This window comes from Kitasatospora sp. NPDC056651 (assembly GCF_042792155.1).
GTDB lineage: Bacteria > Actinomycetota > Actinomycetes > Streptomycetales > Streptomycetaceae > Kitasatospora.
On the sequence record NZ_JBHTWX010000058.1, the window covers coordinates 1 to 15,127 of the forward strand.

The following is a 15,127-nucleotide window of genomic DNA, read 5'->3' on the forward strand; positions in this document are numbered from 1 at the left end:
CCGGACCGGTGTCCCGGTCCGGTGCGGGGGCCGTGTCGCGGACGCTACGCGCCCCGCGGCTCGAACGGTTGGTGGTCCGGGGCGCAGACCTTCCCGCGCGGCGGCAGTTCGCCGTCCACCAGGTAGCGCTCCTCGTAACCGGCGGCGCAGGCGCTCGGGTTGCCGAGGACGGTGTGCCCGTAGCCGTCGACGGTCAGCAGCCGGCCGCGGGCGAGGGAGTCGGCCATCGCCCGGGAGCCTTCGTAGGGCCAGGCCGGGTCGCCGGTGTCGGCGACGACCAGGACGGGTGCGGAGGTGGGACGGTCCCAGGGGCCGTCGTAGCGGTCCCGGGCGGCCTCGGACGGCCAGGCCGCGCAGCGCTGGGTCTGCCACACCCAGGACGGGCCGACGGCACCGGAGCGCGCTCCGGCGAGGTCCGCCAGCGCCCCGTAGTCGGCGCCGGCGGGCGGGTTCACGGCGTCGGCGCACAGCACGCCGAGGACCTGCGCCTGCCCCGGCAGGCCACCGGTCGGCGGCGGGGCCGACGGCGTGTCGGAGGCGGTCCACAGCTGCTGCAGCCACCCGCCCAGCGCGGCCCAACCGGTGTCGGGGACACCCGGTACCGGCGCCGCCGCGTACAGCTTCGATGCCACGGCGGACACGGCGGAGGCGTAGTCGTGGGTCACCGCCCACGGAGACGCGCCGACCGTGACCGGCCCCCGGCGCAGCCGGTCGAGCAGCCGGTCGAACTTGGCGCGGGTCGCCTCCGCGTCGCCCGCCGAGAAGGCGCAGGCCTCGGGGCCGGCGGCGCCGCAGCGGTCGAGGAAGGCGTCGAGCGCGCGGGCCGAGGCGAGGTCGCTGCCGGTGCGCAGGAACGGGGGCAGCTCCCGGCCACGCGGCCCGCGGCCGGTGGACCAGGCGACCGGGTCGAGGGCGCTGTCCAGGACCATCGCGCGGACCCGGCCGGGGAACAGGTTGGCGTACGTGGCGCCCAGCAGCGTCCCGTACGACGTGCCGAGGTAGCCGAGCCGCTCGTCGCCGACGGCCTGGCGCAGCACGTCCATGTCGCGCGCGACGTCGGCGGTGGACAGGTGGGCCATCAGGCCGGTCCGGTCACGGTCTGCGCACTGGCGGCCCAGGCGCGCGTAGGTGTCGGCCCAGACCGACCGCTGCTCCGCGCCGACCGGGAAGCCCGCCGGGAGCCGGCCGAGCAGGCTCTGCTCGGCGGCCGGGTCCGGGAAGCAGTCGAGCGTGGTGGAGGCGCCGATGCCGCGCGGGTCGAAGCTGACGATGTCGAACCGCTCGCGCACCTGCTCGGGGAGCAGGCCGTACACGGCGGGCAGGGCCGCGGTCCCGGGTACGGCGGGGCCGCCCGGGTTGAAGAACAGCGAGCCGATCCGGTGCGCCCGGTCCCCGGCGGGACGGCGGATGACGGACAGCCGGATCGACCGCCCCCGCGGGTCGCGGTAGTCCAACGGGACGGCGACGGTGTCGCACTGGAAGTGCGGGTCCGCGCAGGGCTGCTTCCAGTCCGGTCTCGGCACGGGCGGGGAGGGCGCGGCGGCCGCGACAGCGGGGGTCAGGCCGGCGAGCAGCAGCGCGGCGGCCGTGGCGGCCGCGACGCGGAATGCGGCGGCGAGGCGGGGTCGGGGCATGGGCGGCTCTCTTCGTCGATCTCCTGATCGGGCGTCACCGAGTCTTCCGCCGAGCGCTGTCAGCACACCGCCAGGCCGCTGTCCGGCCACCGTCACGCCGCTGACAGCGACTTCCACCGCCTGGCGTGATTTCCGCGGATCGCTTTTGTCAATTTCGCGGCAATATGATTCGCCCCGCCTCCCGCTGCGGGTTTGTCAATGCAGCTGACGCGCCGTTAGGATCGCATTCGCAGCGCCCTCCAGGGAGTTCCCTGGGCTCCACCCCATGTTCTGGGTTCGCCCGGCGCCCGACATCAGTTCGGGCGAATCGATAGGGAGGAGCACGCCCCATGCCCAAACGGAGGAAAAGGCCCAGTGAGGACGACGAGTCGCCCCCGCGCAACGCGGCGGGAAACGACGAGTCCGACGAGGCCACCGAGCCGGAGGACACGGGACGTCGCACGGAGAACCGCAGGCTGTTCATCGAGTGCCTGAGGCTGCTGACGGCCCTGACCAAGGCTTTCGGCAGCGATTAGGCACGGCGCGACAGGGTGGCACCCCTGCCGCGCCGCCGGTGGATCAGCCGCGCTCGCGCGGCCTGCCCAGCCCGTCCGGACAACCTTCGCGCGAGGGGGCCGGACGGGCCTTCACCGTTTTCCGACTCCTGAGCGTCGGAGTCTGATTCGAGATCACTTTTTTGCATTTTCGATCAAAAGCGATCCCGCAGCTGATGAGCTCCAGCAAATGGGTCCGAGCCTCCTTCAAGCCCCTTGACGGCGACCCGAAAGCGTCGAACTTCGTGACGACCATTGAACTCTACCCACCACAAAGCCCCGGTAGCAAACATCGAGCATGCCGCGCATCGTCGATGAAATCGCACTTTCATCACGACGGGGGCCAGGCCGGGACTCGACCGCGCACGGCTCCGGAATCGTCCAACCCCTCATGTGAGGGAGTCGACGGGCAACCGAACTTCCCTCGACTGTTAAAACTTTTCACGGCCCCGCCCACCCGGCCCGGCGACCTACAGTCCGAGACGGTCACCCCCGAGGCCGTGGGACCAATTGGTCCCACGGTAGCCCGCGTCACGCGACACGGACCTTCGCAGCCTACTGGTCTAGTAGGCTGCGAGGCCCCCTGGAGGCACCACCATAGGAACGTTCCTAGGTCCTACCAACGTTGGTAGGACCCCCGGGAGACCCGCCGGCATCGCCGGCATCAGATCCGAGGGTGACCGCCCTCCGGCCATCCCTGCCTGACCCTCCGTCACACATCAGCGATCGTCGACCTCTCGCGCGGCCGAAACGTCATCAGTCCTGGGCCCGTTGCGAGAGTCCCCGGAGGACGGTGGCGAGGAGAGGGATCTTCTCGGTGGCGCGGCGAAGGCAAGGTCACATCCCACGACGGGACTGTTCGCGGTCAAGCTCCGCCGGGTCACGGATCCGTCCCAGCGCACGCCCTCGCGAGCGGGGGCCTCCGGGGGGCCGGAAACCCCCGTCCCGCCCGGCCGACCGGGGCGGAGCCGGCGGCGTCGGGCGCCCTGTCCGGCGCCTCATGTGTAACAGCCCTGTCCTGGAGGCCGGTTGAACGGAACGGCCCGGCCGACCGGGCAGTCCTGCTCACCGGAAACACCCTCCCGCACCTGGCGATCGCCACCCGAACCCGAGGACAACACGATGCGCGCCCAAAAGATCACTTTCGCCGCCATAGCCCTCGCCGCCGGCCTCTCCCTCACGGCCTGCCAGAACGACGACGCCACCACCGACCAAGCCAAGCCGACGTCCGCACCGACCGCCACCACCGTCCCGTCCACGCCGGCCGCGACGACTGCGACCACCGGGGCCACCGCCCCGTCCACGACGGGCGGTTCGGCCACCACGCCGACCCCGGACGGCAAGAAGCCCACCTCCGCGGGAACCTCCCCCGCCGCCGACAAGAGCGGCAAGTGCCAGACCGCCGACCTGACGATCACGGCCGCGGACCGCACCATCGACGGCGACCGCGAGCGCACCGTCGTGGTCGAGCTGAAGAACCACAGCGGCCACGACTGCTCGATCGCCGGCTACGCGAAGGTCGACCTGAACACCACCGCGGGCCCGCTCACCGCGGACCAGTCCGGCGAACCGGTCGTCCCGGGCGTCCTCAAGAACGGAAAGTCCACCTTCTTCGGCATCACCTACCCGGAGAACAAGTCCGGCGGCTCCGGCGTCCGCATCACCGGCCTCCGGGTGACCCCGCCGGACGACAACAAGACGGTCACCCTCCCCTGGCCGGGCGCGGCCTCCCTGCCCGCCACGAACACCCCCGGCTCCCCCGTCAAGTTCGGCCCCATGGGCAGCGCGGGCCAGGGCAACTGACCGCCTGCGCCCGCCCAGTGGCGGCCGCCCGGCCCGCCAGGAAAGTGAGCCGGGCTCCGGCGACGACCTTCAGGCGAGCACCCACCGGGGCGGGTGCCCGGGGTCGGTCGGGCACGTGAAGACGTGCAGGTCCCGGTCCCGGCCGAAGCGGAGCCGGGTGGGCTCGGCGACGGATCGGCCGCCCCGGATCGACGCCTTCCCGCTCAGCGTCGGGTCCCGGTCCTCCAGGGGCATCCAGCTGTGCGTGCCCGCGTCCATCTCGTCGCCCCCGGCCGTCAGCAGCAGCCGCATGGGGGCCGCGCAGGAGGCGCAGTCGACGGCCAGCGGACCCGTCGACGCCCAGCCGGGGAATCCGCCGACGCGCCAGCCGGGAGGGATCGACAGGTCGTCCTGGTAGTTGGGGGCGTCGGGGCCGTGTTCCGCCGCCCGGGCGTCGTCCCAGGCGTCGATGCGCGCGATCAGCGAGGCGGGCAGCGTGTCGCCCTCCGCCCACGGATACGTGTCCACCTCTTCCGGATGCAGGACACACGGCTCGGGGAGTTCGTCCTCCCACCGGAGCAGGGGCACGTGGGGCGGGTCGGCGAGGAAGCGGGCCGCGTGCTCCGTCCGCCCGGCCTGTCGCCACCGCAGGTGGTAGCGGCGTTCCAGGTACGGGCCGTGAGTGAAGGGGCAGCGGAAGAGCTGCACCAGATCGGCGCCGTCGGGCCCGCAGGCGAGGCCCGGGATGTCGCGGCGGAAGAACTGCGCCAGCCCCACGAAGGGCACCGGAGGCACCGGACCGTCCGTTCCTTCCGCGCCTGCCCGGCGGGGCCACGGCCGGCTCGACGGCCAGGCACCCGCGGCCCGGGCACGGCGGATGTCCTCCGGCGAGTACCCCTCGCTCTCACTCCGGTGCGGCTCGTGGCAGAGCGGCCATGGTTCGTCCTCCGGCCACAGCATCGGCCCGCCGATGTGGCTGTCGTGCCTGCCGGGCCGTCCGGGCCTGGGGTGCAACCGGGTCGTCCGGGCCCGGTAGGGGGCCAGTTCCGGGAAGACTGCCTCCACGGACACCGGCCTGGCCGGCGTGGTCCTCGTCATGCGCAGACCGTACGCGGCCGGGGGACCGCCCCGCGAACGGATTCGCCGCGAGCCCGGTGCGCCGCCCGGGGCCGCCGCGGGGGTGTCTTCCGCTCCGGCGTGGAGGGCGGCCACCGGGCCCACCGGGTGGCGGCGCCTGCGACACGCCGTCGCTCCGTCCGGTGTTCGCGGGAGCGCCGGGACCGCTCCGCAGCCGGCCGACGACGGGTCGCGACCGGGACTCCCGTGATGGGATGGAGCCGATACGAACCGTCTGACGAGAGGTGACGAGGATGTCCGAGGACACGATGCGGGCGATGGCCTACGAGACCTACGGCGGGACGGAGGTGCTGAAGGAGACCCGGCTCCCGCTGCCGAAGGTCGCGCCCGGCGAGGTGCTCGTCAAGGTCCGGTACGCCGCGGTCAACCCGGTCGACTGGAAGCTCATGGCGGGCGGGCTGGACGGCCTGATGGACGTCGTGTTCCCCGTGGTGCCGGGGTGGGACGTCGCCGGCACCGTCGAGCGGGTCGGCATCGACGTTCCCGAGTTCGCGGTCGGCGACGAGGTGATGGCGTACGCCCGCCAGGACTACGTGCACGGCGGCACGTTCGCGGAGTACGTCAAGGTGCCCGTCCGCTCCCTGGCCGCCAAGCCCGCCTCGCTGGGCTGGGAGCAGGCCGCCGCCCTGCCGCTGGCCGGCCTGACCGCCGGCCAGCTCGTCACCCGCCTCGGCACCGGCCCCGGTGACACCGTCCTGGTGCACGGCGCGGCCGGTGGCGTGGGCTCCTTCGCCGTCCAGATCGCCCGGGAGCTCGGAGCACGCGTCATCGGTACCGCCTCCCCGCGCAACCACGCGCGGCTGCGCGAGCTGGGCTGTGAGCCCGTCGCGTACGGGGAGGGGCTGACCGACCGGGTCCGGGCGCTGGCCCCGGACGGGGTCTCCGTCGTCGCGGACTGCGTCGGCGGTGTCCTCGACGTCACGCTGGCGGTCCTCGCCGAGGGCGGGCGGCACGCCTCCATCGCCGACGACACCGTGCTCGGCGCGGGCGGCCAGTGGATCTGGGTCCGCCCGTCCGGCGAGGAACTCGCGGAGCTCGGCCGGCTCGCGGCCGCGGGCCGGCTGACGGTGGACGTCGCGGCGACGTTCCCCCTGTCGGGCCTCGCCGAGGCCTTCGCGCTGAACCAGGAGGGCCATACCCAGGGGAAGATCGTCATCAAGGTCTGATCCGGAGCCCCGCCCGCCCCTGCGCCGCCCGGGGCGGGTCGGCGGATCCTGCCGGGCCTCGACAGCCTCACCGCCGTCGTCCGGCTGATCTCCCGGCGTGGGCGGCGGCCGTCCTGGTCTGCCTCATCGCCGGTGCCGGCCCGCTCATCGCGTTCTGGAGCTTCGCGAGCTGACCCCTCCGCCGGATGCCGTCTTCCCGCCATGGGCCCTCGGGAAAAACCTGTGGGACCGAGCGGCGAGTCCCGGTAGCATCCCGGCCGGAGCGCACGAAATCACAGCCCGGTCGGTAGTCCGGGCGCCGTCGGCCCCGGCTGACGGTCAGTAACCTCCCTCCCAGGGTGTCCGGTGCGTTCCTTCCCCCGCGCGATCGTGCGCGGGGCGTGGCGAAACAACCATGGGAGGACGCACCATGCCGAGCACGTTCAGCGTGTTCCACGACGACCGGTTCTGGGTCGGGGTGCTGGAGGTCGCGGGCCCCGGAGGGGTCCGCGCGGCACGTCATGTCTTCGGCACCGAGCCCGGCAACGCGGAGTTGCTGGAGTTCGTCCGCCGGGACTTCGACGGGCTGCTCGACGCCGCGCTCGCCTCACCCGAAGTGGCCGTCGAACGGCGGGCGCGGCGGCGACCGGTCAGCCCCAAGCGGCTCGCCCGGCAGGCCGCGAAGGAGCAGGCGACCCGGCCGCTGAGCACCGCCGCCGAGGCGGCGCTGGCCCGGGCGCACGAGGAGTCCGGCCACCTCAACCGCGCCGCGGCCAAGCGCCGGGCGGCCGAGGCCGCACACGAGCGGCGGGCGTCGGCCCGGCGGCAGGCCAAGGAACGGCACCGCGGGCGATAGCCCGGCGGCCCCTCTCCCGTTCCGGCGCGGTCGTCGGAACGGGAGAGGGGCCGGCAGAAGTCGGTGTGAGGCGGTAGCCGGGTCGGGCCGGGATCCCTCGCACGGAGCGGATCGTGGATCTCGACGAGTCGGCCGCGGAGGTGCCCGCCCACGTCAGTCCAGGTAGAACTCGGGCTCCGAACCCTCGCGCACGGTGTCGAGGGTGAAGCAGTGGAAGCCGCCGCCGAAGAGCCGCCGGTGGCGGTGCCGCACCGGGACGACGGTGAAGCGGGCCGCTTCCAGCGTCTTGATCAGCTCGGGGCAGGCCTCGTTCACCAGCACGGTGTCGGGCGACACGGAGAGCACGTTCATGTCGATGTACTTGCTGGTGAGGATCAGTTCGCCGTCGTCGTAGGCGGGGAAGTTGTTCGCGTCCGGCGGCGGCGCCATGATCATGTCCCACTTCTGGAGCTGCGGCGGCAGCATGTCGGCCACCGCCTGGTTCCGCACCAGCAGCAGTCCGGGCCGCAGCGCGATCACCTTGCTGTCGATGTGGTTGTCGGCGAGGTTGTGCACCCGGTGGATGCGGAACCGTCCCGCGAGGTGCCGCTCCAGCCAGCGGACGGCGAGTTCGTGGTTGGCGGTGGCGATGTTGACCATGATGTCGCCGCCGAGCCGCAGGCACTGCGCGCCGTCGAACATCATCTCCAGGCCGACGTCGTAGGCCGACGGCCGGGGGTCGTCGATGTACTCGGCGGGCCCGCCGGGTGAGCCGGCGGCGTACGAGCGGTCGAACGACCGGTCCGTCATCAGCGGCCGCGGCATCACCGTCCACCGGGCGCCGTCGTCGAAGTAGTCGCCGAAGATCTCGGCCAGGAACTGGTTCTCGTGGTAGCGCGCCCGCACCTGCGGCGGCGTCTCGATGATCTCGTCGCCCAGGACGAGGGCGTTGTCGCGGATGTTCAGTGGCGGGATGGCGTCGGCCTCCCAGGCCAGGGTCCTGATCCGCTGGTCCGCACGCATCGTCTGGGGCCGCAGGACGGTGACGGACAGCTGGCGCAGCACCTCGGCCAGGCCTTCCACGTCCTCGACCAGCTCGTCGACGTAGCGCTGCTTGATCCGGTGCCGTCCCCGCGCCGGAGCGTCGTCCTCGGGAGCGTCGCCCTCGGCGGTCCGGCGCCGGACGCTCGGGTAGTACATCTTGTCGAAGTTGTTCTCGTCGTCCGCCAGCTGGTCGTAGAAGAACAGGTCGAACGACATGTCGCGTTCATGAGACAGATAGTTCTCGGCCGACCCCACCACGATTTCTCGCAGCGGCGACCAGTCGTCATAGCTGTTGAGTCGCATTCGATCTCCGTCCCACCGGTGCGGTGCGTTTTCCGGATGACGTGAATCCGTTTCCTGATGCACACAGAAATCGATCTCCGCCGGATCAAAGCCCCCGCCCGGCCCTACTGATCAGTGACACTACGGCGCCCCATCCTCCTCGTCAATACACTGTCAACTCCTTTCGTCACCCCACTTCGAAGCCCACTCCGAAGATCGATACGACCGCATTCCCATCGAAATAACCGCAGGCCAGGAAGCCGATTGCGGGAAATTGTCGATCACCGGGACGGTCATTTCCCGAATCGGCCCGGCGAGTGCGCGCCGGCCGCTTTCCCCCCGGCGCGGAGGCCCGGTCACGGCGGCCCGACGCACCCGGCGCCACCGTGGCGGCGGCGCGCCGGGGTTGTGCGCCCGGCGCATGACACGGCACCGCCATCGTGCGCCCTGGTGCGACGCGCCCCGGTCGGCCACGCTTCCCGTGGGCACCTGCACCCACCCCCCCTGCACCCCCCACACCCCCACGGCCCCGGCGCCCGACGGGACGGATCCCCGGTCGATGCGCGCCGAACAGAGAGGTGGAGTCACCATGACAGCGGTCCCCAGCGGACGGACCGGATCGCCCGGCCGTCCACGGCGGTTACGGCACCGGGCGGCGGTCGCCTCGGTGGCCGGCCTGCTCGGCGCCCTCACCGTGGTCGCGCCCGCGCCGTCGGCGCACGCGGCCACCGCCGAGACGGCCGCGCACCGGCTGGTCTACATCGCCAACCCGCGCGCGAACTCGGTCACGGCCTACGACCCGTCGACCAACGCGGCCGTCGCGACCATCCCGGTCGGTACCGGTCCGCAGGCAGTGGCGGTCTCCCCGGACGGCTCCCAGGCGTACGTCGTCAACAACGGCAGCGGCACGGTGTCCGTGATCGACGCCGCCACCGGCACGCTCTCCTCGACTATCACGGTCGGCCGGCTGCCCGGACCGGTCGCCTTCTCCCCGGACGGCGCCCACGCCTACGTCGGGCACTACGTCAGCCCGGGGGTCGGCGGCGTCGACGTGATCGACACCGCCACCCGGGCGGTCACCACCACCGTGGCGGTCGGCGCCCAGCCCTTCGGCATCGCCGTGACCCCCGACGGCGCCCGCGCGTACGTCGCGAACCTCATCGGCGGCTCCGTCTCGGTGATCGACACCGCCACCAACACCCTGGCCGAATCGATCGTCGACAGCCGGGCCCTGATGCCGGCCGCCGTGGCGGTCGCCCCCGACGGCTCCCGGGTGTACACCGCGAACTTCAACAGCGGCAACGTCTCGGTGATCGACACCGCCACCAACACGGTCACCGGCACCATCCCCGTCGAGGCCGGCCCCGGGGGCGTGGCGGTCGCCCCGGACGGCGCCCGCGCCTACGTGGCGAACCAGAACTCCAACTCGGTGTCGGTGATCGACACCGCGACCGGCGCGGTCACCGGCTCGGTCCCGGTCGGCTCGGTCCCGGTCGGCGTGCTGGCCGACCCGGCCGGCGGCGCGGTGTACGTGGCCAACAGCCGCGGGGGCACCCTGTCGGTGATCGACACCGCCACCGGCACCGTCTCCCGCACCGCCACCGCCGGGAGCTCCCCGTACGCCCTGGCCGTCGCCACCGTCGCGCCCACCGTGACCGGGGTGCGCTCCGGCCACGGACCCGCGGCGGGCGGCGACACCGTCACGATCACCGGCACCCACCTGGCCGGCACCGGGGCGGTCCGGTTCGGCGCCACACCGGCGACCGGCGTCACCGTCGTCAACGACGGCACCCTCCGGGCGACCGTTCCCGCGGGGGCCGGCGGCACCGTCGACGTCACGGTGACCACTCCGGCCGGCACCAGCGCCACCGCCGTCGCCGGCCGGTACACCTACGAGTACCCCTTCAGCGGTTTCCGGCCGCCGGTCGCCGACCCGCCCGCCGTCAACCGGATGAACGCCGGACGGGCGGTCCCGATCAAGTTCTCCCTGGGCGGCGACCGCGGCCCGGCGCCCATCGCCCGCGACCACCCGGTCACCAGGCACGTCGACTGCGCCACCGGCGCGCCGCTCGACCCGCCGGTGCCCACCGCCACCTCCGGGGACGGCGCACTGCGGTACGACGCGGGCTCCGGCACGTACACCTATGTCTGGAAGACCGGACGGGCCCTCGCCGGCACCTGCCAGGTGTTCACCCTCGGCCTGAACGACGGCACCGTCCACACCGCCCTGTTCCGGTTCAGCTGAGCGACCGGAACGGCCCACTCGGACGCGACGGCGCCCGCCCCCGGGTCCTTCCCGACCCGGGGGCGGGCGCCGTCCGCCGTTCCCGGCTCGACGGGATGTGACGGGCGCCTCAACGAGGGCCGGTCGGCGGTGACCCGGCGTGACGGAGACGAGCCGGTCGGCGATGCCGACGCTCCCCGGGCGGTGAGGGCGCTCACACCCGGATGCGATGGACGACGACGGCTAGCACTGCCCGTTTTGCCCGCCTTTTGCCAAGAGCTGGGAGGCATTCGCGCAGGCCAGGGGGGTTCGAGGCGCCGACCGGGAGCTCTCCTTCGAATCGGAGCCGGTCCGTCGGCTACGACGGCGGATCGTAGCGAGAGGGTCTTGGCCGCCACCGATCCGGTCTGGCACCTTGGCATTCGTCGCCAGCCACACCGGCTCCTGTCCCGCCGGTGGACGGCTTCCCGCCGAGGCACACCCCGCGACCGTCTGGCCCCTGTCCGGCCACGGTCGAGACGGGGTGTGGCACCGGCCCAACCCGATTGAGGTCTTGCTCTACATGCCCGCTTTCAAGCTCCGTATGCGCACCTCTGCCGCGATTCTCGCCGGCGCCGCCGGTCTGACCGCCCTGGGTGCCGCCGCGGTCCCCTCCGTCGCCTCCGCCGCGGACGCCTCCCCGCAGGCCCTCGCCGCCCAGATCGTCCCGGCGGACCAGCTGGCCTCGTTCGGCCAGATCATCTCCCACGAGTCGGGCTGGAACGTCACCGCGACCAACCCGAGCTCGGGCTCGTACGGCCTGGGGCAGGCGCTGCCCGCCTCCAAGATGGCCTCGGCCGGCGCGGACTGGAAGACCAACCCCTCCACCCAGATCAAGTGGGCGCTGGACTACATGAACACCCGCTACGGCAGCCCGAACGCCGCCTGGAACTTCTGGCAGAACCACCACTGGTACTAAGAACCAGGCCTGGACGGCCCGCCGCGCGGACTCCGCCGGCGGCCGGCTCGGCCCTCGGTGAGGCCGCCGAAACGGGGACGCCCCCGAGCCCCCTGGAACGGCGGCTCCTCGACGAGCTCACCCGCCCGCCGCCTCCGCCGCTCCCCTGCGGTTCGCACCAGCGTCATGCGGCGGAACCCTGCGCCCGAAGGCCGCGGCTCTTCGTCAGGGCCGACGCAGAGAGGGTGGGGAGCGAAGAGCTCGCCCTGCCAGGACTGACGCGGAAAACTCGTTGCCCTGAAGCCCGTTGGTGCTGATAGAAGGGGGCATGGACGACAAGATCATTCCCCAGGTCGAGCGAATGCTCGCGGAACACGCCTGCGAGCGCGTCATCGTGGACTTCATCCACCGCCTCGACCTCGGCGACCCGAGTTCGGTGGCCGAGCTGTTCACCTCGGACGGCTTCTGGCACTGGCCCCACGGGGACCGGCGCATCGAGGGACGCGAGGCCCTGCGCCGCTACTTCGCCTCCCGCCCGGCGGACAGGCTGTCCCGTCGTCTGATGACAAACATCCTGGTCACGGTGGAGTCCGAGACGACGGCGCGGGCCGTCTCATACCTGACGACGTACCGGGTCGACGGCTATACGGGCGGAATGATCGCGCCCAGGCTCCCGGCCAACGTCGGCCACTACGAGGACGCCTTCCGAAAGATCGACGGCTCCTGGCTCCTCGCCGGCCGCACTGTCTTCCTCCCCTTCGGCGCCGACACCGAGCGACTCCCCGCCCCGGATGCACCACACGACTCATGACGCACTCCTGCGGCTCATGACGCACTCCTGCGGCCCGGGCGACCGAAAGGTCGCCCGGGCCGCAGTGATCGGCCAGGGTCAGCCGAAGTCGAGCGCCGGTCGAAGCGGCATCGGGACGGAACCGAACTGCGCGTCGTCCACGAGGTCCACGAGAACGACCTGACGCACCGTCAGCGGCTCGTGGGAGGATTGGGTCCGTCCGCTCCTCGCCATCTCCCGATCGCACACCGGCCTGCCGGCCCTCCGGACCCGATTTCCCTGTCCGACGGGCCCCGTGGACCCCGCCCGTCCTGCCGACCGGCTGGTCAGCGGTCAGCCGATCAGAGCCTCGGTGATCTGACGGGTGGTCTGCGCGGCGACCCGGGCGTCGACGGCGGCGTAGGAGGTGTAGGCGTTCAGGCCGGTGGCCAGGGCCCAGCCCCGGCCCCTGGTCCAGGTGGCGTCGTCGACGCCGAGCGCGGCGCGGAAGGCGGCCCGGCTGCCGGCGGACATCAGGGTGAAGGCGATGGTGAGGTCACAGGCCGGGTCGCCGATGCCGAGCCCGCCGAAGTCGATGACCGCGCTGAGACGGCCGTCGGTGGTCAGCAGGTTGCCGGTGTGGAAGTCGCCGTGGAACCACACCGGCGGACGGTCCCATCCGGGGGCGCTCAGCGCCGCGTCCCACAGCTCCGTCATCGCCGCGGCGTCGAAGACGCCCGCGACCTCGGCGATGGCGGCCCGCGTGTCACCGTCCCGGTCGGCCAGGGGCTCACCGGTGAGCTCGCCGGCCGGTTCACCGGTGAGTTCGCCGGACGGTTCACCGGTGAGCTCGCCGGACGGTTCACCGGTGAGTTCGCCGCCGGCGTTCTCGGTCCCGAGGCCCTGGAGCGCGGTGAGGAACTCCGCCAGGCGGGCGGCCGCCCGGGGCGAGTCGGCCAGGGCCTCGACCGTCGCCACCTCGCCGTCCAGCCAGCGGGACACCGCCCACGGCCAGGGGTAACCGAAACCGGGCTCGCCCACCGCCACCGGCACCGGGACGGCCAGCGGCAGGTGCGGGGCGAGCCGGGGAAGCCACTCGTACTCCTTGGCGGCCTGGCCGATGGCGTCCTGATGACGGGGCAGCCGGACGGACAGCTCCTCGCCCAGCCGGTGGATCACGTGGTCCGAACCGGCCCGGTCGACCGGTCGCAAAGGCAGCCCGGCCCACTGCGGGAACTGCGCGTCGACCAGGCGCCTGGCCAGTGCGGCGTCGATCGCGGGTCGATGGTCCACGGCTCTCCCCGTCGCCAGGAGCAACTCCTGGGGTGGGCCCGTCCCGTACGGCGGGCAGTCGGACCATCACAGCGGCTCGGGCACTCGCCTGTCGAGAGGTTTTCCCGGCCGGCCGCGCGCCGCCGGCCGAACCACGCGGCGGGTGCCCGGAGCGCCGTCAGTGCGCACCCGTGAGGTGGGCGAAGAGGATCACGTTGTCGGAGTACTCGTGGTGGGCGCGGTCGTAGGCGCCGCCGCAGGTGACGATGCGCAACTCGGCGGCGGCGGTGGGGGCGTAGACGAGGTCGGCCGGGAAGGTGCTGCGGGGGAAGGCCTTGACCCGGTCCACCGTGAAGGTCGCGGTGGAGCCGTCGATGCGGGTGATGTCGACGGTCGAGCCGGCGGGGACGGCGGACAGCTTCCAGAACACCGCCGGTCCGGTCGGGGTGTCGACGTGGCCGGCCAGCACGGCGGCCCCGACGGCGCCCGGCGCCGGGGTGTCGCGCAGCCAGGCCGCCGTCTCCGGCATGGTGTAGGGCGGGAGTTCCGGGCTGCCCTTGGGGTCGCTGCCCAGCGCCAGCAGCGCGGCGTCGAGTTTGATCGAGGCGATGCCCACGCGCAAGGGCGTGGAGGGCGGCAGCGGGGCGTGGGCATCGGCGGGACGCCCCCCGGAGCTGGGAGCGGGGGTGGGGGTGGAGGTCGGGTTGGAGGTGGGGGCGGGGGTGGCGACGTCGGAGGACGGTGTGCGGGGGGCAGGCCGCGCCGGGATCGACGGTGCCGGCCCGGGAACGAGGAAGGCGTTCCGGGCGGCTCCGGCCAGGGCGACGAACAGCAGGGCGCCTGACAGGGCTTCACAGACCCGTCGGACCCGGCGCGGCCGGCGATCAGGCACTGGCCGCACCCTGGCCGATCCGGCGACGGACCCGTCGCAGTGCGGCGACCGTGGCGGCGGCACCGGTCAGCGCGAGCACGCTGTAGGCGGCTACGGCCACGGCCGCGGAAGGCCCGGCATCGTCCTGGTCCGCACCCCAACCGCCGCCCGCGGGAAGGGCGGTGGCGGGCGCGATGGTGACGGTGCCGACGGCGACGGTGACGCCGCCGCAGGTGGCGGTGATGGGGTAGCTCCCCGGAGCCACGGTCGGCAGGATGACGGCCTCGCCGGCGGGGCTGGAGGGCGACAGCAGGACCGCCGCCGCGAACGCGGGCGAGACGGCGGTCTCCGGCCCGCTCGCGCAGGGCGCCGACGTGCGGACCCGCAGGGCGCTTCCCGGGCGTGCGGTCGTCGGGTCCGTCGTGAGCGCGGACAGCGGATCCGCGAACGCCGGGGGGTCGGCGGGCCGGGGGGTCTGCGAGAGGCCGGGCTGCAGGACCCCCGGGTCGGCGGGCCTGGGCACTCCCGAGACGCCGGGCTGGAGGACTCCTGGGTCAGCGGGCCGGGGTGCTCCCTGGTCCCCGGGCCGGGGCGTCGTCGGGGCGGATGACCCGGCACCCGGTGCGCCGGCGGGTTCCTTGCCGCAGTGGGTGGGGTGCTTG

The 15,127-nt window shown here is 73.2% G+C and carries 13 protein-coding genes; 7 read left to right on the plus strand and 6 right to left on the minus strand.

Translation table 11 applies throughout. From position 1 onward, the window contains the following. Positions 1–44: 44 nt before the first annotated feature. A complete protein-coding gene (locus ACFRAR_RS22310; protein ID WP_380699878.1) occupies positions 45–1,634 on the minus strand; it encodes an alpha/beta hydrolase in 1,590 nt (529 codons plus the stop codon). Positions 1,635–1,963: 329 nt separating this feature from the next. On the opposite strand from ACFRAR_RS22310, the gene ACFRAR_RS22315 reads away from it, so the two are divergent. Together ACFRAR_RS22315 and ACFRAR_RS22320 are read left to right on the plus strand one after the other, a co-directional pair. Then, positions 1,964–2,149: a hypothetical protein gene (locus ACFRAR_RS22315; RefSeq protein ID WP_380699880.1), complete on the plus strand. Its 186-nt coding sequence runs from the start codon at positions 1,964–1,966 to the stop codon at positions 2,147–2,149. Positions 2,150–3,289: 1,140 nt separating this feature from the next. Further along, entirely contained in the window at positions 3,290–3,970 is a 681-nt protein-coding gene (locus ACFRAR_RS22320; RefSeq protein WP_380699881.1) for a DUF4232 domain-containing protein, read from the plus strand. Positions 3,971–4,039: 69 nt separating this feature from the next. On the opposite strand, the gene ACFRAR_RS22325 is transcribed toward ACFRAR_RS22320, so the two are convergent. Further along, positions 4,040–4,744 (minus strand): hypothetical protein, encoded by a 705-nt coding sequence (locus tag ACFRAR_RS22325; RefSeq protein ID WP_380699882.1) that lies wholly within the window; start codon positions 4,742–4,744, stop codon positions 4,040–4,042. 590 nt (positions 4,745–5,334) lie between these two features. Between ACFRAR_RS22325 and ACFRAR_RS22330 the strand changes: the two genes are divergently transcribed. Together ACFRAR_RS22330 and ACFRAR_RS22335 are read left to right on the plus strand one after the other, a co-directional pair. Then, positions 5,335–6,252 (plus strand): NADP-dependent oxidoreductase, encoded by a 918-nt coding sequence (locus ACFRAR_RS22330; protein WP_380699922.1) that lies wholly within the window; start codon positions 5,335–5,337, stop codon positions 6,250–6,252. Positions 6,253–6,661: 409 nt separating this feature from the next. Beyond that, positions 6,662–7,087 carry a YjdF family protein gene (locus tag ACFRAR_RS22335; RefSeq protein WP_380699883.1) on the plus strand — a complete coding sequence of 142 codons (426 nt, stop codon included), beginning with the start codon at positions 6,662–6,664 and terminating at the stop codon, positions 7,085–7,087. Between the two features lie 153 nt (positions 7,088–7,240). Here the strand turns inward: ACFRAR_RS22335 and ACFRAR_RS22340 are convergent, their stop codons facing one another. Continuing rightward, on the minus strand, positions 7,241–8,413 hold the full coding sequence (locus tag ACFRAR_RS22340) for a glycine amidinotransferase (RefSeq protein ID WP_380699884.1): 1,173 nt from the start codon (positions 8,411–8,413) through the stop codon (positions 7,241–7,243). Positions 8,414–8,981: 568 nt separating this feature from the next. Here ACFRAR_RS22340 and ACFRAR_RS22345 point away from each other — a divergent pair. From ACFRAR_RS22345 to ACFRAR_RS22355, 3 genes are all read left to right on the plus strand, one after another. Further along, positions 8,982–10,637, plus strand: a complete 1,656-nt coding sequence (locus ACFRAR_RS22345; RefSeq protein ID WP_380699885.1) for a PxKF domain-containing protein — start codon at positions 8,982–8,984, stop codon at positions 10,635–10,637. A gap of 562 nt (positions 10,638–11,199) precedes the next feature. Beyond that, positions 11,200–11,574 carry a transglycosylase SLT domain-containing protein gene (locus tag ACFRAR_RS22350; RefSeq protein WP_380699886.1) on the plus strand — a complete coding sequence of 125 codons (375 nt, stop codon included), beginning with the start codon at positions 11,200–11,202 and terminating at the stop codon, positions 11,572–11,574. Between the two features lie 307 nt (positions 11,575–11,881). Next, positions 11,882–12,364 (plus strand): nuclear transport factor 2 family protein, encoded by a 483-nt coding sequence (locus ACFRAR_RS22355; protein WP_380699887.1) that lies wholly within the window; start codon positions 11,882–11,884, stop codon positions 12,362–12,364. A gap of 312 nt (positions 12,365–12,676) precedes the next feature. Here ACFRAR_RS22355 and ACFRAR_RS22360 read toward each other — a convergent pair whose 3' ends face one another. The 3 genes from ACFRAR_RS22360 to ACFRAR_RS22370 form a co-directional block, all read right to left on the minus strand. Beyond that, the gene (locus ACFRAR_RS22360; RefSeq protein ID WP_380699923.1) at positions 12,677–13,633 is read right to left on the minus strand and encodes an aminoglycoside phosphotransferase family protein; all 957 of its coding nucleotides are present in this window, start codon (positions 13,631–13,633) and stop codon (positions 12,677–12,679) included. Between the two features lie 139 nt (positions 13,634–13,772). Next, complete coding sequence (locus ACFRAR_RS22365; protein WP_380699888.1) at positions 13,773–14,486, minus strand: class F sortase; 714 nt, start codon at positions 14,484–14,486, stop codon at positions 13,773–13,775. Then, positions 14,479–14,988, minus strand: coding sequence for a hypothetical protein (locus ACFRAR_RS22370; RefSeq protein WP_380699889.1), 510 nt, complete (start codon positions 14,986–14,988; stop codon positions 14,479–14,481). The genes ACFRAR_RS22365 and ACFRAR_RS22370 overlap by 8 nt, the downstream gene beginning before the upstream one ends. Positions 14,989–15,127 lie beyond the last annotated feature (139 nt).